The 23,238-nt window shown below is 71.2% G+C and carries 22 protein-coding genes; 3 read left to right on the top strand and 19 right to left on the bottom strand.

Features of this window, described 5'->3' with window-relative positions:
* Positions 1 to 8 precede the first annotated feature (8 nt).
* The 13 genes from ACGFYP_RS29790 to ACGFYP_RS29730 all read right to left on the bottom strand — a co-directional run bounded on the left by ACGFYP_RS29790 (position 9) and on the right by ACGFYP_RS29730 (position 12,471).
* Positions 9 to 1,115, bottom strand: coding sequence for an aminopeptidase P family protein (locus ACGFYP_RS29790; RefSeq protein ID WP_361966707.1), 1,107 nt, complete (start codon positions 1,113 to 1,115; stop codon positions 9 to 11).
* A 131-nt stretch (positions 1,116 to 1,246) separates the two neighbouring features.
* On the bottom strand, positions 1,247 to 2,173 hold the full coding sequence (locus tag ACGFYP_RS29785) for an AAA family ATPase (protein ID WP_393499997.1): 927 nt from the start codon (positions 2,171 to 2,173) through the stop codon (positions 1,247 to 1,249).
* A gap of 119 nt (positions 2,174 to 2,292) precedes the next feature.
* Entirely contained in the window at positions 2,293 to 2,730 is a 438-nt protein-coding gene (gene aroQ / locus ACGFYP_RS29780) for a type II 3-dehydroquinate dehydratase (RefSeq protein WP_393500242.1), read from the bottom strand.
* A 5-nt stretch (positions 2,731 to 2,735) separates the two neighbouring features.
* Positions 2,736 to 3,830: a 3-dehydroquinate synthase gene (gene aroB, locus ACGFYP_RS29775; protein ID WP_361966701.1), complete on the bottom strand. Its 1,095-nt coding sequence runs from the start codon at positions 3,828 to 3,830 to the stop codon at positions 2,736 to 2,738.
* Positions 3,827 to 4,312 (bottom strand): shikimate kinase, encoded by a 486-nt coding sequence (locus ACGFYP_RS29770; protein WP_361966713.1) that lies wholly within the window; start codon positions 4,310 to 4,312, stop codon positions 3,827 to 3,829. The genes aroB and ACGFYP_RS29770 overlap by 4 nt, the downstream gene beginning before the upstream one ends.
* A gap of 29 nt (positions 4,313 to 4,341) precedes the next feature.
* Positions 4,342 to 5,526, bottom strand: coding sequence for a chorismate synthase (aroC, locus tag ACGFYP_RS29765; protein WP_393499992.1), 1,185 nt, complete (start codon positions 5,524 to 5,526; stop codon positions 4,342 to 4,344).
* Between the two features lie 167 nt (positions 5,527 to 5,693).
* Positions 5,694 to 5,870, bottom strand: a complete 177-nt coding sequence (locus ACGFYP_RS29760; RefSeq protein ID WP_393499988.1) for a hypothetical protein — start codon at positions 5,868 to 5,870, stop codon at positions 5,694 to 5,696.
* Positions 5,867 to 6,694, bottom strand: coding sequence for a shikimate dehydrogenase (locus ACGFYP_RS29755; protein ID WP_393499985.1), 828 nt, complete (start codon positions 6,692 to 6,694; stop codon positions 5,867 to 5,869). The genes ACGFYP_RS29760 and ACGFYP_RS29755 overlap by 4 nt, the downstream gene beginning before the upstream one ends.
* The gene (gene mltG, locus ACGFYP_RS29750; RefSeq protein ID WP_393499982.1) at positions 6,694 to 8,442 is read right to left on the bottom strand and encodes an endolytic transglycosylase MltG; all 1,749 of its coding nucleotides are present in this window, start codon (positions 8,440 to 8,442) and stop codon (positions 6,694 to 6,696) included. Before mltG ends, ACGFYP_RS29755 begins: the two co-directional genes overlap by 1 nt.
* 100 nt (positions 8,443 to 8,542) lie before the next feature.
* On the bottom strand, positions 8,543 to 9,007 hold the full coding sequence (gene ruvX, locus ACGFYP_RS29745; protein ID WP_361966711.1) for a Holliday junction resolvase RuvX: 465 nt from the start codon (positions 9,005 to 9,007) through the stop codon (positions 8,543 to 8,545).
* Positions 9,008 to 9,009: 2 nt separating this feature from the next.
* Entirely contained in the window at positions 9,010 to 11,679 is a 2,670-nt protein-coding gene (alaS, locus tag ACGFYP_RS29740; protein ID WP_393499979.1) for an alanine--tRNA ligase, read from the bottom strand.
* The gene (locus ACGFYP_RS29735) at positions 11,679 to 12,029 is read right to left on the bottom strand and encodes a DUF6167 family protein (RefSeq protein ID WP_393499976.1); all 351 of its coding nucleotides are present in this window, start codon (positions 12,027 to 12,029) and stop codon (positions 11,679 to 11,681) included. The genes alaS and ACGFYP_RS29735 overlap by 1 nt, the downstream gene beginning before the upstream one ends.
* A 7-nt stretch (positions 12,030 to 12,036) precedes the next feature.
* Positions 12,037 to 12,471 carry a DUF948 domain-containing protein gene (locus tag ACGFYP_RS29730; RefSeq protein WP_361966687.1) on the bottom strand — a complete coding sequence of 145 codons (435 nt, stop codon included), beginning with the start codon at positions 12,469 to 12,471 and terminating at the stop codon, positions 12,037 to 12,039.
* Positions 12,472 to 12,641: 170 nt separating this feature from the next.
* On the opposite strand from ACGFYP_RS29730, the gene ACGFYP_RS29725 reads away from it, so the two are divergent.
* A complete protein-coding gene (locus ACGFYP_RS29725; protein ID WP_393499972.1) occupies positions 12,642 to 14,855 on the top strand; it encodes an ATP-binding protein in 2,214 nt (737 codons plus the stop codon).
* A gap of 56 nt (positions 14,856 to 14,911) precedes the next feature.
* On the opposite strand, the gene rpsD is transcribed toward ACGFYP_RS29725, so the two are convergent.
* From rpsD to ACGFYP_RS29695, 6 genes are all read right to left on the bottom strand, one after another.
* Positions 14,912 to 15,526, bottom strand: a complete 615-nt coding sequence (gene rpsD / locus ACGFYP_RS29720; protein WP_158985446.1) for a 30S ribosomal protein S4 — start codon at positions 15,524 to 15,526, stop codon at positions 14,912 to 14,914.
* A 403-nt stretch (positions 15,527 to 15,929) separates the two neighbouring features.
* Positions 15,930 to 16,628 (bottom strand): HNH endonuclease family protein, encoded by a 699-nt coding sequence (locus tag ACGFYP_RS29715; RefSeq protein ID WP_393499967.1) that lies wholly within the window; start codon positions 16,626 to 16,628, stop codon positions 15,930 to 15,932.
* A gap of 36 nt (positions 16,629 to 16,664) precedes the next feature.
* Complete coding sequence (locus ACGFYP_RS29710) at positions 16,665 to 18,017, bottom strand: replication-associated recombination protein A (RefSeq protein ID WP_393500237.1); 1,353 nt, start codon at positions 18,015 to 18,017, stop codon at positions 16,665 to 16,667.
* A 64-nt stretch (positions 18,018 to 18,081) separates the two neighbouring features.
* Positions 18,082 to 18,693 carry a vitamin K epoxide reductase family protein gene (locus ACGFYP_RS29705; RefSeq protein WP_393499964.1) on the bottom strand — a complete coding sequence of 204 codons (612 nt, stop codon included), beginning with the start codon at positions 18,691 to 18,693 and terminating at the stop codon, positions 18,082 to 18,084.
* 127 nt (positions 18,694 to 18,820) lie between these two features.
* A complete protein-coding gene (hisS, locus tag ACGFYP_RS29700; protein WP_393499961.1) occupies positions 18,821 to 20,083 on the bottom strand; it encodes a histidine--tRNA ligase in 1,263 nt (420 codons plus the stop codon).
* A gap of 10 nt (positions 20,084 to 20,093) precedes the next feature.
* Positions 20,094 to 20,801: an MBL fold metallo-hydrolase gene (locus tag ACGFYP_RS29695; RefSeq protein ID WP_361966675.1), complete on the bottom strand. Its 708-nt coding sequence runs from the start codon at positions 20,799 to 20,801 to the stop codon at positions 20,094 to 20,096.
* 152 nt (positions 20,802 to 20,953) lie between these two features.
* Here ACGFYP_RS29695 and ACGFYP_RS29690 point away from each other — a divergent pair, with 152 nt between their 5' ends.
* Both ACGFYP_RS29690 and ACGFYP_RS29685 read left to right on the top strand, forming a co-directional pair.
* Positions 20,954 to 21,751, top strand: coding sequence for a peptidylprolyl isomerase (locus ACGFYP_RS29690; protein WP_393499957.1), 798 nt, complete (start codon positions 20,954 to 20,956; stop codon positions 21,749 to 21,751).
* A gap of 188 nt (positions 21,752 to 21,939) precedes the next feature.
* Positions 21,940 to 23,172 carry a DUF349 domain-containing protein gene (locus tag ACGFYP_RS29685; RefSeq protein WP_361966670.1) on the top strand — a complete coding sequence of 411 codons (1,233 nt, stop codon included), beginning with the start codon at positions 21,940 to 21,942 and terminating at the stop codon, positions 23,170 to 23,172.
* Positions 23,173 to 23,238: the final 66 nt, after the last annotated feature.

Raw genomic sequence — 23,238 nt, 5'->3', positions numbered from 1 at the left:
TACGCGCCCTACAGCGCGAGCAGCTCCTTGGTCGTAATGGTGAGTAGCTCGGGTCCGCCGTCCGCCTCCTGGCGCACGACGAGCGTGTCATCGATCCGGACCCCGCCCCGGCCCGGGAGGTGGACCCCCGGTTCGACGGTGACCGGCACACAAGCGTCCAGTTTACCCATGGCCGCGGGTGCGAGCTGCGGGTCCTCGTCGATTTCGAGGCCGACACCGTGCCCGGTGACCGGCGGAACGGCCTCGCCGTGGCCCGCCGCGTCGAGGATCTGGCGGGCGGCGCGGTCCACGTCGCGGAACTCGGTGCCGGGGGCGAGCGACTCCCGTCCGGCGCGCTGAGCGGCGAAGACGAGGTCGTACAGCTCGATCTGCCAGTCGGCGGGGGTCGTCCCGATGACGAACGTACGGCCGATCTCGCAACGGTAGCCGCGGTAGTTGGCGCCCAGGCAGACGGAGAGGAAATCTCCCTCCTCGACCCGGCGGTCCGAGGGCTTGTGTCGGCAGCGTCCCGAGTTCGGTCCTGTGCCGACGGAGGTCGGGAACGCGGCACCGTCCGCGCCGTGGTCGACGAGGCGCCGCTCCAGCTCCAGCGCGAGGTGCCGCTCGGTCCGGCCCACCAGGATGGATTCGAGGAGCTCCCCCAGCGCCTGGTCGGCGATCTCGGCGGCGATCCGCAGACAGGCGATCTCGTCCTCGTCCTTCACGATCCTCAGCTGCTCGACGGCCCCGCCGAGATCGGCGAGCTGGAGCTGTGGCGCGACGGAGCCCATCGCGCGGTGCCGGGCCACGGTCAGATGGTGCTCCTCCACGGCCAGGGCCTCCGCGCCCGCCTTGCGGGCGAAGCCGACGGCGGCGACCGCGGGATCCCCGCCGGCCACGGGCAGCACGGCCTGGCGGAGCAGCTCGTCGAGCCGCCCGTCGGCCGGATCGACGCCGGGGGCGGTGGGGCAGAGCAGCACGTCCTCGTCCGGACCGAGCAGCAGGACGGCGCCCGTGGGCGAACCGCCCGCGAGATAGCGGACGTTGGCGGGGCGGGAGACCAGGGCCGCCTGGCTGCCGGCCGCCGCGCACCGGTCGCGCAGCCGCACTCGGCGGTCCGCAAACACCTCTGACATGTTCCGAGCCTACGAGCGGCCGGGCGTCCCGGCCCGCTCAGCGCGGCCGACCGGGCCACCGTCGCCCGCTTCAGGCCATCACGGCACCAGGCCGTCCGCCTCAAGCCGTCTGCCTCAGGCCGTCGCCGCCGTCACCAGGCGGGCGGGCTCGCCAGGGAACGGGCGAGGACCTCGTCGAGGACGCGGGCGGTGGTCTCGACGTCGTACGTCGAGTTGTCGATGATCGGCAGGCCGGAGCCGTACCAGCCGGCCATGCGGCCGTGTATGGAGGCGACCTCCTCGTCCGAGAGCCGCCGGTTCCCGCTGCGCTCGGCGTTCCGCTCCAGGACGATCTCCAGACCGGGCAGCAGAACGACCGGAAGCAGCCCCGGGCCCACATGGCGCTTCCAGCCGCCGAGGCCGACGACGGGCCGGTCGGGGAAGACGGCGTCGTCGAGGATGCAGGAGATGCCGTTGGCCAGGAAGTTGCGCGCGGCGAAGCCGCAGGTGCGGCGGGCGAGACGATACTGCGCCTCGGAGTGCTCGTTCCATCCCGACTGGGGGTCGGCGAAGCCGGAGCAGACCCATTCGCGGACGTCGTCGAGGCTGATGTGGGCGGTGGGCACGCGTCGGCGCGCCGCCCAGTGGCGTGCGACGGTCGTCTTGCCCGCGCCGGCGGGGCCGATCAGCAGCACGGCGAGCGTCGCGGCGCCGGTGCCCGGCTCGGCGGGCGGCGGTACGGGGACGGCGACGGGCGGCAGCGGTACGTGTCCGGTGACGTCGTGCGGCGGGGGCACGGACTGTCCCGGGTGGCCCGGTATGCCTGGAGCACCCCAGCTGCCGGGGGCGGGCGGCGAGGAGTACGGGGCGGCGGCGCCGGGGGCCTGCGGGGCGACCGGGGGCGCCCCCGGCGGGGCGGCGGGCGGCTGAGCATGCGGGTGGGGCTGGGGATGCGGGTGCGGTGCGTGGTGGCCGCCCTGCGCCGTGGGCGGCACGGGAGGTACGGGGGGTCGACCGGCGCCGGGCGTGAAGGCCGAGGGGTCGGGCGGCGGCAACGGAGCCCCCATCGCGTGCTGCATCCGGTGCCACTCCGTCTCGTACGGCCGATACTTCCGGGTACGTTACCGCCCCCGGCCCCCACAGGGGGAACGGCCGGGGGCGGTCGAGGGTGCCCTGACGGCCCCGTGTCCGGATGTCGTCAGTCGGCCAGTTCCTCGGCGAGCGCCCGAAGCGCGAGCCGGTAGGAGCCGATGCCGAATCCCGCGACGGTCCCGGTCGCCACGGCGGCGACGACCGAGGTGTGCCGGAACTCCTCGCGGGTGTACGGGTTCGAGATGTGCACCTCGATCAGCGGCGCGGTCCGCTGGGCGGCCGCGTCGCGCATCCCGTACGAGTAGTGCGTGAACGCTCCGGGGTTCATGACGACCGGCACCGAACCGTCCGCGGCCTCGTGCAGCCAGCGGATCATCTCGCCCTCGTCGTTGGTCTCCCGGACCTCCACGTCGAAGCCGAGCTCCTCGCCCAGGGACCGGCAGGACTCCACCAGGCCCTTGTACGACGTGGCGCCGTAGATGTCGGGCTCGCGGGAGCCCAGACGGCCCAGGTTCGGGCCGTTCAGGACGAGGACGTGGCGCAGATCGCTCACGCGGACACCTCGCCGTAGGCGGCGAAGAGGACGGCGGGGTCGGGGCCTTCGAGGACGGTGGGCTTGCCGAGCCCGTCCAGGACGATGAAGCGGAGCAGGTCGCCCCGGGACTTCTTGTCGACCTTCATGGTCTCCAGGAGCTTCGGCCACTGGTCGCCCCGGTAGGTGAGGGGCAGACCGACCGACTCCAGGACCGTACGGTGCCGGTCGGCGGTCGCGTCGTCGAGCCGCCCGGCCAACCGGCCCAGCTCGGCGGCGAAGACCATGCCGACGGAGACGGCGGCGCCGTGCCGCCACTTGTACCGCTCGTTCTTCTCGATGGCGTGGGCGAGGGTGTGACCGTAGTTCAGGATCTCCCGGCGGCCCGACTCCTTCAGATCACCGGAGACGACCTCGGCCTTGACCCGGATCGAACGCACGAGCAGCTCGGCGGTGTGCGGACCGGCCGGCGTGCGGGCGGCCTGCGGGTCGGCCTCGATCAGGTCGAGGATCACGGGGTCGACGATGAACCCGGCCTTGATGATCTCCGCGAGCCCGCTGACGTAGTCGTGGACCGGCAGCGAGTCGAGCGCCGCGAGGTCGCACAGCACCCCGGCGGGCGGGTGGAAGGCACCGACCAGGTTCTTGCCCTCGGCGGTGTTGATCCCGGTCTTGCCACCGACGGCCGCGTCGACCATGGCGAGGACGGTGGTCGGTACGGCGATCCAGCGCACGCCCCGCAGCCAGGTCGCGGCCACGAACCCGGCCAGGTCGGTGGTCGCGCCACCGCCCACCCCGACGATGACGTCGGTGCGGGTGAAGCCGGTCTGGCCCAGCGCCTTCCAGCAGTACGCGGCGACCTCGGCGGTCTTGGCCTCCTCGGCGTTCGGCACCTGGATGGCGACGGCCTCGAAGCCCTGGTCGGCGAGGTCGGCCCGGAGCGCCTCTCCGGTCTCGGCGAGCGCCTCGGGGTGGATCACGGCGACGCGCTTGGCCTTGGTGCCGATCAGGGTCGGCAGCTCACCCAGCAGCTGCCGACCGACCAGCACCTCGTACGGATCCGTGCCCGCCGAACCGCCTACCTGGATTCGGGTCACTTCCTGGTCCGTCATACGTCCTTCTTCAACTCCAGAGCGTCGAGGACCGCGTCCGCGACCTCTTCGGGCGTGCGACCCTCGGTGGCCACGACCACCCGGGCGACTTCGGTGTAGAGGTGGCGGCGCGCCTCCATCATCTCGCGCCACTGGCGGCGCGGGTTGACGGCGAGCAGCGGCCGCGCGGTGTTGAGGCCGACGCGTCGGACGGCCTCGTCGACGTCCATCGAGAGATAGGCGACGGGCAGTCCGCTGAGCAGTTCGCGGGTGCCCGCGTCGAGGATCGCGCCGCCGCCGAGCGCGAGGACGCCCGCGTGCTCGGCGACCGCCGTCCGTACGGCTTCCCGTTCGAGGGCGCGGAAGTGCTCCTCGCCGTCCTCGATGAAGATGTCGGCGATCTCGCGGCCCTCGGCGGCGACGATGTCGGCGTCGGTGTCCCGGTAGGGCGCGTCGACCAGCTCGGCCAGAAGCGCGCCCACCGTGGACTTGCCGGAGCCCATCGGCCCGACGAGGACGACCAGGGGTCCGGTCACCGGATCTGGAGGTTGTCGAGGTACGACCGCACGTTGCGGCGGGTCTCCGGGACGCTGTCGCCGCCGAACTTCTCGACGACGGCGTCCGCGAGGACGAGCGCGACCATGGCCTCGGCGACGATGCCCGCGGCCGGGACGGCGCAGACGTCGGAGCGCTGGTGGTGGGCCTGGGTGGCCTCGCCGGTGGCGACGTCGACCGTGGCGAGCGCGCGCGGCACGGTCGCGATCGGCTTCATCGCCGCGCGGACGCGCAGCAGCTCACCGGTGGTCAGCCCGCCTTCGGTACCGCCGGAGCGGCCGGAGGTGCGCTTGAGGCCGTCCTCGGTCCGCACGATCTCGTCGTGGGCCTGCGAGCCGGGTACACGGGCCAGCTCGAAGCCGTCGCCGACCTCGACGCCCTTGATCGCCTGGATGCCCATGAGCGCGGCGGCGAGCCGCGCGTCGAGACGCCGGTCCCAGTGCACGTGCGAACCGAGCCCGACCGGGACTCCGTACGCGAGCACCTCGACGACGCCGCCCAGGGTGTCGCCGTCCTTGTGGGCCTGGTCGATCTCGGCGACCATCGCCTTCGACGCGTCGGCGTCGAGGCAGCGCACCGGGTCGGCGTCGAGCTTCTCGACGTCGGCGGGGGTCGGGTAGACGCCGTACGGGGCCTTGGCGGCCGCCAGCTCGACGACGTGCGAGACGATCTCGATGCCCGCGGCCTCCTTGAGGAAGGAGCGGGCGACGGCGCCGAGGGCGACACGGGCGGCGGTCTCACGGGCGCTGGCGCGCTCCAGGATCGGCCGGGCCTCGTCGAAGCCGTACTTCTGCATGCCGGCGAGGTCGGCGTGACCGGGACGCGGCCGGGTCAGCGGCGCGTTACGACCGGTCTCCTTGAGCTCGGCGGGGTCGACGGGGTCGGCCGACATGACCTTCTCCCACTTCGGCCACTCCGTGTTGCCCACCATCACGGCGATCGGAGAGCCGAGCGAGAGACCGTGCCGGACTCCGCCGAGGAAGGTCACCTCGTCCTGCTCGAACTTCATCCGCGCGCCACGCCCATAGCCGAGGCGCCGCCGCGCAAGATGGTCCGCCACCAGCTCAGTGGTGACCGGAACGCCGGCGGGAAGCCCCTCCAGCGTCGCGACCAGCGCGGGTCCGTGGGACTCCCCAGCGGTCAGCCAACGCAACCTGCTCAACGATGCTCCTCATGCTCGCGCCTGGAACTGCTGCGGCGCGACCGGGTGCGCGGCCCTGGCCCGCCGCTACCGATCCTCCCACGTCCGGGGGGAGAACCTGGCCGTCGGTCCAGCTGTCGGACGCGAAGACTGTCAGATCGGGTGGGCCGAGGGGCCGGGTCGAGGGGTCAGGTCGCCGAGCGGGAGGACCGGACGGCACGCCACAGCCGGCGCCCGCCCGCCACCGCGAGGCCCGTCAGAAGGAGGGTGACGACGGTGTCCTCCGCCCACTCCGGCAACAGGTTCACGAGCACCTTGAACAGTGAGCCCGCCCAGTCCGCGGCCAGTGTCTCCGTACCGCTCACGTGGCGGCCAGGGCCTTCTCGCCCGCGTCACGCATCGCGGCGAGGGGTGCCTCGACGACGCCCGTCATCTGCTCGACCTGGAGTACGGCCTGGTGGACGAGGAGGTCGAGCCCGCCGAGCACGGCGCCGCCGCGCTCCGACCAGGCGGCGGCGAGCGGTGTCGGCCACGGGTGGTAGAGCACGTCGAAGAGGGTGCCGGGGGCGTCCGTGACCTCGGCCGCGAGCGCGTCGGTGGCGCCCGCCGGGGTGGTGGCGATGACGAGCGGGGCGGAGGACGCCCGGTGCGCCTGCTCCCAGTCGGCGGTCCGTACGTCGACGCCGAGCCGCTCGCCCCAGCCCCGCATCTCCTCGGCGCGCGCCTCGCTCCGTACGTAGGCGGTGACCGGGCCCGTGCAGATCCGCGCGAGCGCGGCGAGCGCGGAGGAGGCGGTGGCACCGGCGCCGAGGACCGCCGCCGACTCGACCTTCTCGACGCCCCGCTCGCGCAGGGCCGCGATCAGGCCGGGGATGTCGGTGTTGTCACCGACACGACGGCCGTCCTCGGTGAGGACGACGGTGTTCACGGCCTCGACCGAGGCGGCCGTGTCGCTGATCTCGTCGAGCAGCGGGATGATCGCCCGCTTCAGCGGCATGGTCAGCGAAAGACCGGCCCACGAGTCGTCAAGGCCCGCGACGAACGCGGGCAGCCCGTCCTCGTCGACCTCGAACCGGTCGTACGTCCAGGTGTCGAGGCCGAGCGCGGCGTAGGCCGCCCGGTGCAGGACCGGCGAGAGCGAGTGGGCGATGGGCGAGCCGAGCACGGCCGCGCGGCGAGGCGCCTGCATCAGTTTTTCCTCGACTTGTTGAACTCCTCCACCAGCTTCTGGTGGTCGGTGTTCGTCTTCGTGAATTGGGACGTCTTCCCGTCGAGCGAGATGAAGTAGTACCAGCCGTCCTTGGTCGGGTCGACCACGCCCTTGAGCGCCTCGGCGCCCGGGTTGCCGATCGGTCCCGGCGGCAGGCCCCGGTAGTAGTAGGTGTTGTAGACGTTGTCGAACTTCCGCAGCTCTTCGAGCGTGAGGTCGATCTTGCTCTGGTTCTTGATGTAGTTGTACGTCGAGTCGAACTCGAGCTTGCCGTAGGTCTGCGGGTTGTTGGTCTTGAGGCGGTTGTAGACGACCTCGGCCATCTTGCGGAAGTCGTCGTGCGAGGTGCCCTCGGCCTGGACGAGGCTCGCGATCGTGATCAGCTGCCACGGGCTGTCCACGCCGAGTTCCTTCGCCTTGGCCTCCAGCTCGAACTTGGCGTACTCCTGGTTCGAACGCGCGACCATCTTGCGCAGCACGTCCTCGGGCTTGTTCCCCTTGACCATCGGGTACTTCGCCGGGTAGAGGAAGCCCTCCAGCGGGTCCTTCACGTCCTTGTGGTTCTTCGCCCAGTCCGGGAGGCCGAGGTCGTTGGCCTTCGCCTTCGCGATGCCCTGCGTCGTGCCCTTCTCGAGCTCGAGCTTCTTGTCGATCTGCTCGTAGACCCAGACGTTCCGCATGCCCTCCGGGATGACGAGCCCGGCCTGGCTCGCCGGACTCAGCATCATCGCGACCGCGCTCTCCGCGGACATCTTCTCCCTCAGCGTGTAGGCACCCGCCTGGATGGAATTGCCCTTGGGGTCCTTCTCCGTCGCCGAGACGAAGGCGTCGACGCTCGCGACGACGCCCGCCTTCTTCAGGATGTTGCCGATCTCGTAGCCGCCGGCACCTTTCGGGATCTCGACCTGGACCTCGCCGGACCCTTCGCCCGCGAAGTCGGGTGCCGCGCCGAACTGGCCCTGCCAGAACTGGTAGCCGAAGTAGCCGATGCCGCCCACGCCGCCCGCGAGGACGAGAGCCACGACGAGGCAGGCCACGCCGTTCTTGCTCTTCTTCTTGCCCTTGCCGCCCCGCCGGTCGCGGCCGCCCCGCGAGGAGCGTCGGTCGGCCGGCTCGTCGTCGTACTCGTCGTCGCCGTCGCCGTCCTCACCCGTGAAGAAGGGGTGCCGCTCCTCTTCCTGCGGCTCCGCCTCCCAGTCGGTCACGGGCTCCGGCGGCGCCTGCCGCCGGCCCGGGGGCTGCGGCGGAGGGTACGCCTCGGGCGTGCCGTAGAGGTCCGGGTTCTGGCCACCGTACGGATCCGCGGGGGTCGTGCCGTACGGCATGGCCGCCTGGCCGGTCTCCCAGCTGGGGTCGTACTGCTGTGCGGGGTACCCGGGCGTGTCGTAGCCCTGCGCCGACTGTTCCTGCTGGTACCCGCCGTACGCCGCCGGATCGACGTACTGCTGCGGGTGCTGGGCGTGCTGGTGCGGGTGGTGCTGCTGCTGTCCCTGGTGCTGCTGAGGGTGCTGCTGGTACTGCGGCTGCTGGTACTGGGGGTCGTAACCCTGCGCCTGCCCCTGGCCGTACTGGCCTTGGGCGTACTGGTCCTGGCCGTACGGGTCCTGCTGGCCGTACTGCTGGTCCTGCTGCGGGTACGCCTGCTGACCTCCCCATCCCTGGTCCCCGTACAACGGGTCCGTGGGATGCCACGGTTCGGAGCCGGAGCCCCGGCCATACTCAGTCATCGATCCCCAACCAGCCGCGAGGCTTCCGGACGTCCGCCTCTACGTAGTGCGGCAGCTGTTCGAACACCGCCGCATCGCGCGGAACGTTACCGTATCGCGATCAGATGACCACTTCGACGCCCTCACCGGGCGGATTACCTGATACCCGTTCGGACTCAAGAGCGTTCTGAAGGATGATCACAGCGGCGGCCTGATCGATGACGGACCGCCCCTTCTTCGACTTCACCCCCGAGGCCCGCAGCCCCTGCGTGGCCGTCACCGTCGTCATCCGCTCGTCGACCAGACGGACCGGCACCGGGGCGATGCCCTTGGCCAACTCCCCCGCGAAGCGCCTGACCTTGACCGCGGCCGGGCCCTCGCCCCCGGAGAGGGAGCGAGGGAGGCCGACCACGACCTCGATCGGTTCGTACTCCTCGACGATCTGGCGCAGCCGCCGGTGGGCGGCCGGGACGTCACGTCCCGGCACGGTCTCCACCGGCGTGGCGAGGACCCCGTCGGGGTCGCACGAGGCGACCCCGATCCGGGCGTCCCCGACGTCGATCGCGAGACGACGGCCGCGACGCATCGTCACGCCGTCTCCACCACGAGGCGCTCGACGGCGTCGATGGCCTCGCCGATCGCCTCGGGGTTCTGGCCGCCGCCCTGGGCGACGTCCGGCTTGCCGCCACCGCCGCCACCGAGGGTCTTGGCGGCCGTACGGACCAGCTCGCCGGCCTTGAGACCGCGCTCGCGGGCGGCCTCGTTGGTGGCGATGACCGTCAGCGGGCGACCGTTGGCCGTGGTGAACAGGGCCACGACGGCCGGGCGGTCGGAGGAGATGCGGCCGCGCACGTCGAGGACCAGCTTGCGCAGGTCGTCGGCGGAGGTGCCGTCGGCGACCTGTCCGGTGACGAGGGCGACGCCGCGGATGTCCTTGGCGCCCTCGACCAGACCGGCGGCGGCCTGCAGCACCTTCTCGGCGCGGAACTTCTCGATCTCCTTCTCGGCGTCCTTCAGCTTGCCGAGCATGGAGGAGATCTTCTCCGGCAGCTCCTCGGGACGGCCCTTGACCAGCTCCTGGAGCTGGGCGACGACCGTGTGCTCCCGGGCGAGGAAGTTGTACGCGTCGACACCGACGAGGGCCTCGACACGGCGCACGCCACTGCCGATCGACGACTCGCCGAGCAGCTTCACCAGGCCGAGCGCCGAGGTGTTCTTGACGTGCGTACCGCCGCACAGCTCCTTGGAGAAGTCGCCGATGGTGACGACGCGGACCTTCTCGCCGTACTTCTCGCCGAACTCGGCGATGGCGCCCTGGCGCTTGGCCTCGTCGATCGGCATGACCTCGGCGTGCACGTCGAGCTCGCGGGAGAGGACCTCGTTGATCTTCTGCTCGACGTCCGTGAGGACCGTGCCGGGAACGGCGTTCGGCGAACCGAAGTCGAAGCGGAAGCGGCCGGGCGAGTTCTCCGAACCGGCCTGGGCGGCCGTCGGGCCGAGGGCGTCACGCAGGGCCTGGTGCGTCAGGTGCGTGGCGGAGTGGGCGCGGGCGATGGCCCGGCGGCGGCGGACGTCGATGGCGGCGTAGGCGGTGGCGCCGACCGTCACCTCGCCGACCTGGACGGAACCCTTGTGCACGGAGACGCCGGGGACCGGCTGCTGGACGTCGCGGACCTCGATGACGGCGCCGCTGTGCAGCTTGATGCGGCCGTGGTCGGCGAGCTGGCCGCCGCCCTCGGCGTAGAAGGGGGTGCGGTCGAGGACGACCTCGACCTCGTCGCCCTCGGAGGCGGCGGGCGAGGAGACGCCGTTGACCAGCAGGCCGACGACCGTGGACTCGCCCTCGGTGTTGGTGTAGCCGGTGAACTCGGTGGCGCCGTTGCCGTCGGCGATCTCGCGGTAGGCGGCGACGTCGGCGTGGCCGGTCTTCTTGGCCTTGGCGTCGGCCTTGGCCTTGTCCCGCTGCTCCTGCATCAGGCGGCGGAAGCCGGCCTCGTCCACGGAGAGCCCCTGCTCGGCGGCGATCTCCAGGGTGAGGTCGATCGGGAAGCCCCAGGTGTCGTGGAGCAGGAACGCCTTGTCGCCGGGCAGCACGGTGGAGCCGGCGGCCTTGGTCTCGGTGACGGCGCCGTCGAGGACGTTCGAACCGGCGTTGAGCGTCTTGAGGAAGCGGGCCTCCTCGGCGAGGGCGACGGTCTCGATCCGCTTGCGGTCGGTGACCAGCTCCGGGTACTGCTCGCCCATCGTGTCGATGACCACGTCGACGAGGTCCTGGACGACCACGCCCGTGGCGCCGAGCAGGCGCATGTTGCGGATGGCGCGGCGCATGATGCGGCGGAGCACGTAGCCGCGGCCCTCGTTGCCCGGGGAGACGCCGTCGCCGATGAGCATCACGGACGTGCGCATGTGGTCGGCGACCACGCGCAGCGAGACGTCGCTCTCGTGGGACGTGCCGTAGTCGACACCGGTGAGCTCGGTGGCCTTGTCGATGACGACCTTGAGGGTGTCGGTCTCGTACATGTTCTGTACGCCCTGCAGGATCATCGCGAGGCGCTCGAGGCCGAGGCCGGTGTCGATGTTCTTCGACGGCAGCTCGCCGAGGATCGGGAAGTCCTCCTTGCCGGAGCCCTCACCGCGCTCGTACTGCATGAAGACCAGGTTCCAGATCTCCACGTACCGCTCGTCGTTGACGGCCGGGCCGCCCTCGACGCCGAACTCGGGGCCGCGGTCGTAGTTGATCTCGGAGCACGGGCCACAGGGGCCGGGGACGCCCATCGACCAGTAGTTGTCCTTCTTGCCGAGGCGCTGGATGCGCTCGGCCGGGACGCCGACGACGTCGCGCCAGATCTGCTCGGCCTCGTCGTCCTCCTTGTAGACGGTGATCCAGAGCTTCTCCGGGTCGAGCCCGTAGCCGCCGTGCTCCACCGAGGTGGTCAGCAGCTCCCAGGCGAGCTTGATGGCGCCTTCCTTGAAGTAGTCGCCGAAGGAGAAGTTGCCGCACATCTGGAAGAACGTGCCGTGGCGGGTGGTCTTGCCGACCTCTTCGATGTCGGGCGTACGCACGCACTTCTGCACGCTGGAGGCGCGCGGGAACGGCGGCTTCACCTCGCCGAGGAAGTACGGCTTGAAGGGAACCATGCCGGCGGGGACCAGAAGCAGAGTCGGGTCGTCCGCGATGAGCGACGCCGAAGGCACGACGGTGTGCCCGCGCTCCTCGAAGAAGCTCAGCCAGCGGCGGCGGATTTCAGCCGACTCCATCAGTGGTCCTCATTCCGGTTGTACGAAATCGTTCGGTACGAATACGTGGGCGTATGGGTCTGGGGGTCGAGCCCGGCCCTGCGGCGCGGCCCCGGGAGTTCACGCTCGGCGGGGGCGTCCACGGGAGCCTCCAGGCCGAGCGCCTCGCCGAGTTCGGCCTCGCGCTGGACCATGCCCGACCTGACGTCGAGGGCGAAGTCCTTGAGCCGGTGGCCGGTCTCGATCGCCTTGTTCGCCGCCTGCGCGGCGAGGCTCTCCGGGGTCAGCTGCTTGAGCTTCCGGTTGACCTTGGTGGTGGCCCACACGCCGGCTGCGGCGCCGGCGGTGAACCAGAACGTACGGCGGAACATCGGCGGCTCAGCCCTTCTGCTTCCGGCGCCGCGCGGACGGCACGGTGCGACCGACGACGGTACGGCGCGCGGGCGCGGGCGCCGACGGCGCCTCGTCCCGGCCTCGGCCGAGGGCCTTGCGCACTCCGTAGCCGAAGGCCGCCACCTTGACGAGCGGGCCGCCGAAGGTCGAGGCGACGGTGGTGGAGAGCGCGGAGGCGTTGGAGGTGACCTCCTGGACGTCAGAGGCGATGGCGTCGACCCGGTCGAGCTGGGTCTGTGCCGACCGCACGGTGGCGGAGGCGTCGCTGAGGAGCGGGACGGCCTGTTCGGTCACGTCCGCCACCAGCTTGGTGGTCGCCTTGAGCGTCTGCGCCAGCCTCACCAGAACCACGGCGAGGAAGGAGACGAGAATCGCCCAGAACACGGCCACCAGAATCCCGGCAACCTCTCCACCGGTCACTCCGCACCGCTCTCTGCTGTCGTTGGGCCCTTGCCAAAAGTCGTCCTCCGACCCTATCGCGCCCGGGGTCTTTCCCCGTACCGCATTTGCCGTCGCGACGCGGCTCGTGGCAGGGGATTCACGGGGACCGATTGTACGGAGCGCGCGCGGGTGGGTACGCTCCGTGTCCCATGCGAAGGAGCAATCTCCCGGCTGAGCTGAACCGGTTCATCGGACGGGCCGGCGAACAGCACGAACTCGCCCGGCTCCTGGGCGAATCCCGCCTGGTCACGGTCGTCGGGATGGGGGGCGTGGGCAAGACCCGGCTCGCCCTGCGAGCGGCGACCGCGGTGGAGAAACGCTACGCCGACGGCGCGTGGCTCGCCGACCTCTCGGTACTCCGCGACCCCGACCTCGTGCCGTTCGCACTGGCCGAGGCGCTGGGCCTGACCGACCACACGCTGCGCACCCCCGACGAGACGCTGATCGACCATCTCGCGGAGCGCCGGGTCCTGCTGATCGTGGACGGGTTCGAGCACCTCGTCGAGGAGTGCGCCCCGCTGCTGCGACAGCTCCTCGAACGCTGCCCGGGCCTCACCGTGCTCGCGGTGGGCCGCCGCCCGCTGCGGGTGGACGGCGAGACGGTGTTCGCGCTGGCGCCGATGGACGAGGACGACGCGGAGCGGCTGTTCCTGGCGAGGGCGGCGGCGGCCGGCGTGCCCGGCGCGACCTCGACCGCCACCGACGCGACCTCGACCGCCGCCGACGCGACACCGGCCGCCCCCGACGCGACCGGGCCGGCCTTCGACCCGACCGCCGTACGTGAGCTGTGCCGGCGGCTCGACGGGATTCCGCTGGCCCTGGAGCTGGCTGCCGCCCGGATGCCGCTGCTCACCGTGGAGCAGGTGCTCCACCGGCTCGACGACCGGTTCCGGCTGCTCGCGGACGGCGCGCGGGGCGCGCTCCCCCGCCATCAGACGCTGCGGACGGCGATCGGGTGGAGCCACGAGCTCTGCACACCGGAGGAGCGGCTGCTCTGGGCGCGCCTCTCGGTCTTCGCCGGGCCGTTCGACCTGGAGGCCGTGGAGTACGTCTGCGCCGGCCGGGAGCTTCCGCCGGAGCAGGTCCTGGACGTGCTCGGCGGTCTGCTCTCGCAGTCGCTCGTCGTACGGGAGGTCACGCCCGCAGGACCGAGGTACCGGATGCTGGACACCGTCTCCGTGTACGGGGCGGAGTGGCTGGCGGCGCTCGGGGACACCGAGCGCATGCGCCGCCGCCACCGCGACTGGTACATGGGTCTGGCCACCTGGTGCGAGCTGGAGTGGTTCAGCCCCCGCCAGGCCGATGTCGCCGCCTGCCTCGACGCGGCGCTCCCCAATCTGCGGGCGGCGCTCGAACTCTGCCTCGAGGAGCCGGACGAGGCGCATCTGGCACAGCAGCTGGCGGGGACGCTCTGGTTCGCGTGGGTGGGCTGCGGGCGGCTGGCCGAGGGCCGGCACTGGCTGGACCGGGCGCTCGCGTGCGACCCGGAACACCCCGACCGCGCCGAGCACACCTCCGCCCGGCTGAAGGCGCTCTGGGTCCTCGGTTATGTGGCGATCCTGCAGGGCGACGGCACGGCGGGGGTGGCGGCGCTGCACGAGTGCGGTGAGCGGGCCCGCGCGACCGGCAACGCCTTGGCGGAGGCGTACGCGACCCATCGGATGGGCTGTCTGGCGCTGCTCTCGGACGACATGCAGCGCGCGGAGGAGCTGATCGGCCGGGCCCTGGTGGCGTATCGGGAGCTCGGCGAGCTGAACAGCAACGTGCTGATGGCCCAGGTCGAGCTGGCGATGGCCCGGGTCTTCCTGGGCGATCTGGAGGGCGCGGTCGCGCTCTGCGTGGACGTGCGCGAGATCTGCGAGGAGCGCGGCGAGCGCTGGACCAGGGCGTACGCGCTCTATGTGCTGGCGTACGCGGCGTGGGCGAGGGGCGATCACGGCGAGGCGCGGGCGCTGCTGACCGAGTGCGTGACCATCAACCACACCTTCCACGATCTGGTGGGCCTGGTGCTCGCGATCGAGCTGCTCGCCCTGGTGACGGCGAGCGAGGGCGATCCCTCGGAGGCGGCCGTCCTGCAGGGTGCCGCGCTGCCGGTGTGGGACACGGTGGGCCTGCAGCTGTTCGGCTCGGGGAACTTCAACGGGCCGCGGGCGCTCTGCGCGCGTGAGGCGGGCGAGCTGCTCGGTGCGGAGCGTTACGGGGCGTCGGTGCGGGAGGGGCAGGGGCTCTCGCTGGACGCGGCGGTGGACCGGGCGCTCAGCGAGCGTCGGGGTCCGGCCGTGCGCGTGACGGGCTCCGGGGCGCCGCGTCCGTTCCGTACGAAGGTCCCGGAGAACGCGGAAGCCCGCCGGCTCCCCCACTGATAGGAGTGGGGAAGCGGCGGGCTGAACACCGCGGGGGTGGTACTACGGCGCCTTGATCAGCGGGCGTAGTACTCGACGACCAGCTGCTCGTCGCAGATGACCGGGATTTCCTTGCGGTTCGGGTCGCGGTCGAGGCGGAAGGCCAGGGCCTTCAGGTTGACCTGCAGGTAGCGCGGGGTCTCACCGTCGGCGGCGAAGCCACCCTCACGGGCCACCTGGAACAGGGGCTTCTCGCGGGAGCGCTCGCGGACCATCACGACGTCGTCGGGACGGACGCGGAACGACGGCTTGTCGACCTTGCCACCGTTGACCTGGATGTGACCGTGCACGACCATCTGGCGGGCCTGGTAGATGGTGCGGGCGATGCCCGAACGCAGGACCAGGGCGTCGAGGCGACGCTCGAGCTCGACGACCAGCGCCTCGCCCGTCTTGCCCTCGGCCTTCTTGGCGCGGTCGTACGCGCGGGCCATCTGGCGCTCGGAGATGTCGTACTGGGCGCGCAGACGCTGCTTCTCGAGCAGACGGACCTTGTAGTCCGAGTTCTGCTTACGGCCACGGCCGTGCTCGCCCGGCGGGTAGGGGCGGGCCTCGAAGTACTTGACGGCCTTCGGGGTCAGCGCGATGCCGAGGGCACGCGACTTCTTGACCTTGGGACGGGACTGGTTCGGCATGAACCAACCTCTCTATCTGTACGAATACGGCTTCACCAGGGTTAGAGGAGGTCGCATCCGCAGCCGGGGAAACCCGTCCGGTCCGTCAGGACTGGTCGGGCAGCCGCTCCCTGGTCTGGGCACGTACGTGCAGCACGCGAACGGCCCATCGCCTGGTCCCTGATACTGGGGAGGTGATGGGTTGCCCGCGACACCTTCGAAGGTGCGCGACACTCCTGGAGATCCCGCCCTGGGGCGGGGCTCCGGCTGCCTGTCCCGTTCTGGTGGCGCCGGCCGAAGCCGGACACGGGACGCAGCACTCCGCACGAGTGTACCGGGTCGACAGGGGGCCCGTGCACGCACCCGAGTCCGCCGTCGCCGTGCGGCCGCTCCCGCGCCCTTCGACGCGGCCCGCCCCTGGCCCTCAGGTGCAGGTGGCGAGGAGCTCTTCGACGGCGAGCTTCTCGGGCGGGGAGACCGTCAGGCCGTACTTGGCCTTGATTCCGGTCCAGCGCCGACCGTACTCGCACCAGTACGCCTTCCGGGGCGGCTTCCACTTGTCGGGGGTCTTGCTGCTCTTCTCGTAGTTGGTCTGCTTGTCGGTGGCGAGCAGCACGTCCAGGTCGTTGGCGTAGGCGAGGCGCCGTTCCGGGCTCCAGGCCCAGGCGCCCGCTCGCCAGGCCGCGCCGAGCGCGACGACATGGTCGGTCTGGATCTGGGACGCCTTGCGGTAGGAGTACGGCAACTCCTTGCCGGTGTAGGGGTCGTGGAGCACGCCCGACAGCACGACGCACGGGTTGCGGTCGCCCCGGCGCAACTCACTGAGGTCACGGCGCAGGACGTCGTCACGGGTGTCGCAGCCGTTGCGCCCGCCGAGAGCGTCGGTCTCGTCCGACCAGGTGGTGCCGAACTCCGCCCTCTTGTACGTCTCCCAGTTCTTGCCCCAGGCGACGGTGAGCCGGGCGAGCTGTGCCCGCGCCTCGGCGGCGGTGGGCGGGAAGCCCGGGCTGACGAGCGGTACGGCGGAGGCGGAGGGAGTGGCGGCCGACTCCTCGGTGCCGGTCGTGCAGCCGGTGGCCAGGAGGGCCAGGGCCGTGGCCAGGACCCATGCCGTACGGATCATGGACCGAGCGTAGAGGCGGCCCGCCCGTGACGCGCGTCAGCCCTCGCCGCGCAGCCGCTCCCGCACCTTCTCCACCACGTCCGCGTACCGCGCCTCCGCGCCGTAGCGCGTCGGTTCGTAGTAGCGCCTGCCGTGGACCTCGTCCGGGGCGTACTGCTGGGCCGCGATGCCGCCCGGGACGTCGTGCGGGTAGACGTATCCCTGGGCGTGGCCGAGCTTGGCCGCGCCCTTGTAGTGGCCGTCGCGCAGGTGCGGCGGGACCGGGCCCGCCAGGCCGTTCCGTACGTCCGCCTGGGCCGCGAAGATCGCGGTCGTCGCCGCGTTCGACTTGGGGGCCAGGGCCAGGGCGATCGTTGCGTGGCTCAGGGTCAGCGCGGCCTCGGGGAAACCGATCATGGCGACGGCCTGGGCGGCCGCGACGGCCGTCGGCAGGGCGGTCGGATCGGCAAGGCCGATGTCCTCGCTGGCGGAGATCATCAGCCGGCGGGCGATGAACCGGGGGTCCTCCCCCGCCTCGATCATCCGGGCCAGATAGTGCAGCGCCGCGTCCACGTCCGAGCCGCGGATGGACTTGATGAGCGCGCTGGCCACGTCGTAGTGCTGGTCTCCGTCCCGGTCGTACTTCACCGCCGCGCGGTCGACGGTCTCCTCGACCGTCGAGAGGGTGATCTCCGGCTCGCCCTTGGCGATGGCCGCGCCCGCCGCGGCCTCCAGGGCGGTGAGCGCCCGCCGTGCGTCGCCGCCGGCGATCCGCAGCAGATGGGCCTCGGCGTCCTCGGGCAGCGTCACCGCGCCGCCGAGCCCCCGGTCCTCGGTGAGAGCCCGCTTGAGCAGATCGCGCAGGTCGTCGTCGGTGAGCGGTTCGAGCGTGAGCAGGAGGGAGCGGGAGAGCAGCGGGGAGATGATCGAGAAGTACGGGTTCTCCGTCGTCGCCGCGATCAGCGTCACCCAGCGGTTCTCCACCGCCGGGAGCAGCGAGTCCTGCTGGGCCTTGGAGAAGCGGTGGATCTCGTCCAGGAAGAGGACGGTCTCCTTGCCGAAGCCGCCGGCCGCGCGCCGGGCGCCTTCGATGACGGCCCGGACCTCCTTGACGCCCGCGGTGATCGCGGAGAGCTCCACGAAACGCTTGTTGGTCGCCTTGGAGACGACGTACGCCAGGGTGGTCTTGCCGATGCCCGGCGGGCCCCAGAGGATCACGGACGAGGAGCCCGCAGGACCTCCGGCGCCGTCGCCGACGAGTCGGCGCAGCGGCGATCCCGGCTTGAGCAGGTGCTGCTGGCCGAGGACCTCGTCCAGGGTGCGCGGACGCATCCGGACGGCCAGGGGGCTGCTGGACGGGTCCTTCTCCTGGCGCTCTTCGGCGGCTGCGGTAAAGAGGTCGGGCTCCACAACCATGAAGCCTAAGTCAGAGCACTGACAGCCCGGCCCTCGGTCGCCCGGAGCCCGTCGGCCGTCAGCTGGTCCAGAAGTCCCACCAGCGCGTCAGGATCAGCATGCCGATGATCCCGATGTGCAGGACGGGCAGCACCCAGGTGAACTCGTCGAAGAAGGTGCGCAGGCCGCGAGGGGCGGGGATGACGCCCTTGCGGACGTTGTGCGAGGTCACGTACCAGAACATGACGATGGTGGCGACCCAGGCGAGGCAGCACCAGAGGCAGAGCGCGTTGATCTCGTACAACGACTGCTGCATGAGCCAGGTGCAGAATCCGACGCCGAAGAACGTGCCCGCGTTCAGGCCGAGCCAGTACCAGCGGCGGTAGCGGGCGCCCGCGAGGAGGGCGACACCGATCGCGATCACCATCGCGTACGTCACGAGGCCGAGCATCGGGTTCGGGAAGCCGAACACGGCGGCCTGCTCGCTCTTCATGATGTTGCCGCAGGAGACGACCGGGTTGAGGCTGCAGCCCGGGGTGAAGCTCGGGTCCTCGAGCAGCTTGAACTTGTCGATGGTGATCACCCAGGCGGCGAGCAGCCCCGCGGCGCCGGTGATCACGAGCAGCCAGGCGAAGGCGCGGCTCGCGCCGATCGTGTCGCGTGCCGGCTCGTCAACCGCGGTGTTCGTCATATCCCCGATCCATCACTCGCCTGCTTCTGGGCACGGTCATTGTGCCGCACACGGACCCCCGTCCACCGTTCGGTGGGCATAAGGACGGGCCCCGGCGGATCGCCGGGGCCCGTCCTCACAGGGTTCCTCAGGCCAGCTTGGCCCGGACCGTGTCGACCAGCGCGTCCAGGGCCACCGGCTCCTGCTCGCCGGCCTCCATGTCCTTGAGCTGGACGACGCCCTCGGCGAGGTCGCGCTCGCCCGCGACGAGCGCGAAGCGGGCGCCGGAGCGGTTGGCGTCCTTCATCGAGCCCTTCAGGCCCTTGCCGCCGAAGGAGAAGTCCGCCGCGACACCGGCCTTGCGCAGCTCGGTGACCTTGCCGAAGAGGACCCGTCGGGCCTCCTCGCCGAGCGCGACCGCGAAGACGCTGGTGGTCGCCGGGATGTCCAGCTCGACGCCCTCCGCCTCCAGGGCGAGCACCGTACGGTCCACGCCGAGCGCCCAGCCGACGGACGGCAGCGCCGGGCCACCGATCATCTCGGAGAGGCCGTCGTAGCGACCGCCGCCGCCGACCGCGGACTGCGAGCCCAGGCCGTCGTGGACGAACTCGAAGGTCGTCCGCGTGTAGTAGTCCAGGCCGCGCACCAGCTTGGCGTCGTCCTCGAAGGCCACGCCCGCGGCGGTGATCAGCGCGCGCACCTCCTCGTGGTACGCCTTGCACGCGTCGCACAGGTAGTCGCGCAGCAGCGGCGCGCCGACCAGCTGCTTCTGCACGGACTCGCGCTTGTCGTCGAGGACGCGCAGCGGGTTGATCTCGGCCCGGCGGAGCGTCTCCTCGTCGAGGTCGAGGCCGCGCAGGAAGGTCTGCAGCGCCTCGCGGTAGACGGGACGGCACTCCTTGTCGCCCAGCGAGTTCAGCAGGATGCGGAAGTTCCGCAGGCCCAGCGAGCGGTACGCCTGGTCGGCCAGGATGATCAGCTCGGCGTCGAGCGCCGGGTCCTCGGCACCGATCGCCTCGGCGCCGACCTGCGAGAAGTGCCTGTAGCGGCCCTTCTGCGGGCGCTCGTAGCGGTAGTACGAGCCGGAGTACCAGAGCTTGACGGGCAGGTTGCCCTGCTTGTGCAGGCTGGCCTCCAGGGCCGCGCGCAGCACGGAGGCGGTGCCCTCGGGGCGCAGGGCGAGCTTGTCGCCGCCCTTGGTCTCGAAGGCGTACATCTCCTTGGTGACGATGTCGGTGGACTCGCCGACACCGCGCGCGAAGAGGTTGACGTCCTCGAAGCCGGGGGTCTCGACGTAGCCGTAGCCGGACTTGCGCAGCGGTCCGGAGATGGCGTCGCGGACCGCGAGGTACTTCGCCGAGTACGGCGGGATCAGGTCGTACGTGCCCTTGGGGGCCTTGAAGGTGCTCACTGCGTTCTCGTCACATTCCTCGTCGGGGAGCCTTCGCGCTCCCGAGGCCGGCCGCCACGTCCCGCAGGTACGGGTTGGTGGCGCGCTCCTGGCCGATGGTCGTCTGGGGACCGTGTCCCGACAGCACCACGGTCGAGTTGTCGAGCGGCAGGCACACGCGGGCCAGCGATTCGAGCATCTCGTCCATGTCACCGCCGGGCAGGTCGGTGCGTCCGATGGAGCCGGCGAAGAGCAGATCGCCCGAGAAGAACACGGAGGGGATCTCCGTGGTCTGCGGCATCTGGAAGGTCACCGACCCCTTGGTATGACCGGGCGCGTGGGCGACGGAGAACTCAAGGCCGGCCAGCTCCAGCTTCGCGCCGTCGGTGAGCTCGCGCACGTCGTCCGGCTCGCCCACGGTCAGCTCGCCCATGAGGGGCATCCCGATGGAGCGGCCGAGGGCCTTCTCCGGGTCGCTCATCATGTACCGGTCGGAGGGGTGGATCCACGCGGGTACGTCATGGGCGCCGCAGACCGGGACGACGGAGGCGACGTGGTCGATGTGGCCATGGGTGAGGACCACGGCGACGGGCTTGAGCCGATGCTTCTTCAGCGTCTCCTCGACTCCCTGGGCGGCCTGGTGGCCCGGGTCGATGATCACGCACTCCTCGCCTGCGGCGGGGGCGACCAGATAGCAGTTGGTCCCCCAGGCCCCGGCGGGGAACCCGGCAATCAGCACGATCGTCCTTAATTGTCGTCCGGCACGGGGTGCGGCGGAGCGGAAGTGGCAGATCAGAGCCTACCGGCGCTGCGTATTCCACAGCCAACCCGTATACGGTACGGGCACATCCGGCCAGGACAGGAACAGACGAGCGACAAGGAGCAGACCCCGTGGTCAGCAGCGATCAGCGGCGACGGCAGCTCGCCAGGGAGAAGTACGTACGCCAGCAGCAGCGGCGGCAGGAGGCGCATCAGAAGGCCAGGCGCCGCAACACCGTGATCGCCGCCTCGCTCGCCGTGGTCCTGGCCGCCGGTGGAGCGGTGTACGCCTCCGTGGCACTGACCGACGACGGCGCCAAGGGTGCAGGCGACGCGGCGGCGAGCGGTACGCCGTCGAACCCGACGCCCTCGGCGAGCGCGCCGGCGACGCCGGCGCCGGCGATGGCCGTCGACAAGAAGGCCTCGTACGCGATGTCCCTGAAGACGAACAAGGGCGACATCGGGATCACCATGGACGCGGCGAAGACCCCGCAGACGGTGAACTCCTTCAAGCACCTGGCGGACAAGAAGTACTTCGACGGCACCAAGTGCCACCGGCTGACCACCGAGGGCATCTTCGTGCTCCAGTGCGGTGACCCCAAGGGCGACGGCACCGGTGGCCCCGGCTACACGATCCCGGACGAGAACCTGGACGCGCTCGGCAAGGCCGGCGCGAACGGCACGGTGACGTTCCCCGCGGGCACGGTCGCGATGGCCAACACCGGCCAGCCGGGTACCGGCGGAAGCCAGTTCTTCCTCGTCTACAAGGACACCAAGCTGCCGCCGACCTACACCCCCTTCGGGAAGATCGACGCGGCCGGGCTCAAGGCCGTCCAGGAGGTCGCGGCCGGCGGGGTCGAGGGCGGCGGCAAGGACGGCGCGCCGAAGACGGCCGTCACCATCGAGAAGGGCACGGTCACCAAGAAGTGACGCACCGCGTGACCGTTGAATTTCGGTCGCGCGGAGAGCGGACAGCCGGGCGGCCGGTCGCCTAGATTGGCGTTGTGCAGCGCGGTCCTGTATCCGCGTTGTTGAGGGCGGGCGAGGCCCGCCGGGAAACTGTGGACGATGCCCAGGGGGCGAGAGCCCCCTCATCGGCATCATGTGGAGGAGGCGCTGTGAGCAGCGACCCGTGGGGCCGCGTCGACGAGACGGGCACCGTGTACGTGCGTACTGCCGAGGGCGAGAAAGTCGTCGGATCGTGGCAGGCCGGCACTCCCGAGGAGGCACTGGCCTACTTCGAGCGCAAGTACGAGGGCTTGGTTGTCGAGATCGGCCTCCTCGAGAAGAGGGTGAAGACCACCGACCTCTCGGCGAAGGACGCCACTGCCGCGATCGACCACATCCGGCAGCAGGTGGACGAGCATCACGCCGTGGGTGACCTCGCCGCGCTGGCGACGCGTCTCGACAAGCTGGTCGAGACGGTGGAGTCGCGCCGCGAGGAGCGCAAGGTCCAGAAGGCCAAGCAGGCCGACGAGGCGCGCGGCGCCAAGGAGGCGCTGGTCAAGGAGGCCGAGGAGCTGGCGCAGAGCGAGCAGTGGCGGGCCGCCGGTGAGCGGCTGCGCGCGCTCGTGGACACCTGGAAGGGCCTGCCACGGCTCGACCGGAAGTCCGACGACGAGCTGTGGCACCGCTTCTCGCACGCCCGCTCGGCGTTCTCCAAGCGCCGCAAGGCGCACTTCGCCTCGCTGGACGCGCAGCGCGAGGACGCCCGCAAGGCCAAGGAGAAGCTGGTCGCCGAGGCCGAGTCGCTGTCGAACTCCACGGACTGGGGTGGCACGGCCGCCCGCTACCGCGAGCTGATGGCGGAGTGGAAGGCCGTGGGCCGCGCCCAGCGCGAGCACGAGGACGACCTGTGGAACCGCTTCCGCGGCGCCCAGGACGTGTTCTTCGCCGCGCGCGGCGATGTCTTCGCCGAGCGGGACGCGGAGCAGACCGAGAACCTCAAGCTGAAGGAGGAGCTCGCGGTCGAGGCCGAGAAGCTGGTGCCCGTCGGGGATCTGAAGGCGGCCCGTGCGGCCTTCCGCTCCATCAACGAGCGCTGGGAGGCCATCGGCCACGTGCCCCGCGACGCCCGGCCGAAGGTCGAGGGCCGGATGCACGCGGTGGAGCGGGCGATCCAGGAGGCCGAGGAGTCCGAGTGGCGCCGTACGAACCCGGAGGCACGCGCGCGTGCGGCGGGTCTGACGGGCCAGCTGCAGGACGCGGTCGACAAGCTCCAGAAGCAGATCGACGCGGCCCGTGCGGCGGGCAACGACACCAAGGCCGACAAGCTGGCGCGTGAGCTGGAGGGCCGTCAGGCGCTCCTCGATCAGGCGCTGAAGGGTCTGGAGGAGTTCGGCGGCCGGTAATTCCACCGCCGCTCCACGAGAAGGGCCCCCGTCGCGGTGATCACCGTGCACGGGGGCCTTTCGCGT

It is taken from the genome of Streptomyces sp. NPDC048370, assembly GCF_043200825.1.
Classification (GTDB): domain Bacteria; phylum Actinomycetota; class Actinomycetes; order Streptomycetales; family Streptomycetaceae; genus Streptomyces.
Note: the sequence above shows the minus strand (reverse complement) of the source record. Positions and strands in the feature narration are given on the sequence as shown.

Excerpts from the sequence above, each read along its gene's own strand:
- ACGFYP_RS29790 (WP_361966707.1), bottom strand. The coding sequence starts at position 1,115 with ATGTCAGAGGTGTTTGCGGACCGCCGAGTGCGGCTGCGCGACCGGTGC.
- ACGFYP_RS29785 (WP_393499997.1), bottom strand. The coding sequence starts at position 2,173 with ATGCAGCACGCGATGGGGGCTCCGTTGCCGCCGCCCGACCCCTCGGCC.
- aroB (WP_361966701.1), bottom strand. The coding sequence starts at position 3,830 with ATGACGGACCAGGAAGTGACCCGAATCCAGGTAGGCGGTTCGGCGGGC.
- ACGFYP_RS29770 (WP_361966713.1), bottom strand. The coding sequence starts at position 4,312 with ATGGGCTCCGGCAAGTCCACGGTGGGCGCGCTTCTGGCCGAGCTGGTC.
- ACGFYP_RS29755 (WP_393499985.1), bottom strand. The coding sequence starts at position 6,694 with ATGCAGGCGCCTCGCCGCGCGGCCGTGCTCGGCTCGCCCATCGCCCAC.
- mltG (WP_393499982.1), bottom strand. The coding sequence starts at position 8,442 with ATGACTGAGTATGGCCGGGGCTCCGGCTCCGAACCGTGGCATCCCACG.
- ruvX (WP_361966711.1), bottom strand. The coding sequence starts at position 9,007 with ATGCGTCGCGGCCGTCGTCTCGCGATCGACGTCGGGGACGCCCGGATC.
- alaS (WP_393499979.1), bottom strand. The coding sequence starts at position 11,679 with ATGGAGTCGGCTGAAATCCGCCGCCGCTGGCTGAGCTTCTTCGAGGAG.
- ACGFYP_RS29735 (WP_393499976.1), bottom strand. The coding sequence starts at position 12,029 with ATGTTCCGCCGTACGTTCTGGTTCACCGCCGGCGCCGCAGCCGGCGTG.
- ACGFYP_RS29725 (WP_393499972.1), top strand. The coding sequence starts at position 12,642 with ATGCGAAGGAGCAATCTCCCGGCTGAGCTGAACCGGTTCATCGGACGG.
- rpsD (WP_158985446.1), bottom strand. The coding sequence starts at position 15,526 with ATGCCGAACCAGTCCCGTCCCAAGGTCAAGAAGTCGCGTGCCCTCGGC.
- ACGFYP_RS29715 (WP_393499967.1), bottom strand. The coding sequence starts at position 16,628 with ATGATCCGTACGGCATGGGTCCTGGCCACGGCCCTGGCCCTCCTGGCC.
- ACGFYP_RS29705 (WP_393499964.1), bottom strand. The coding sequence starts at position 18,693 with ATGACGAACACCGCGGTTGACGAGCCGGCACGCGACACGATCGGCGCG.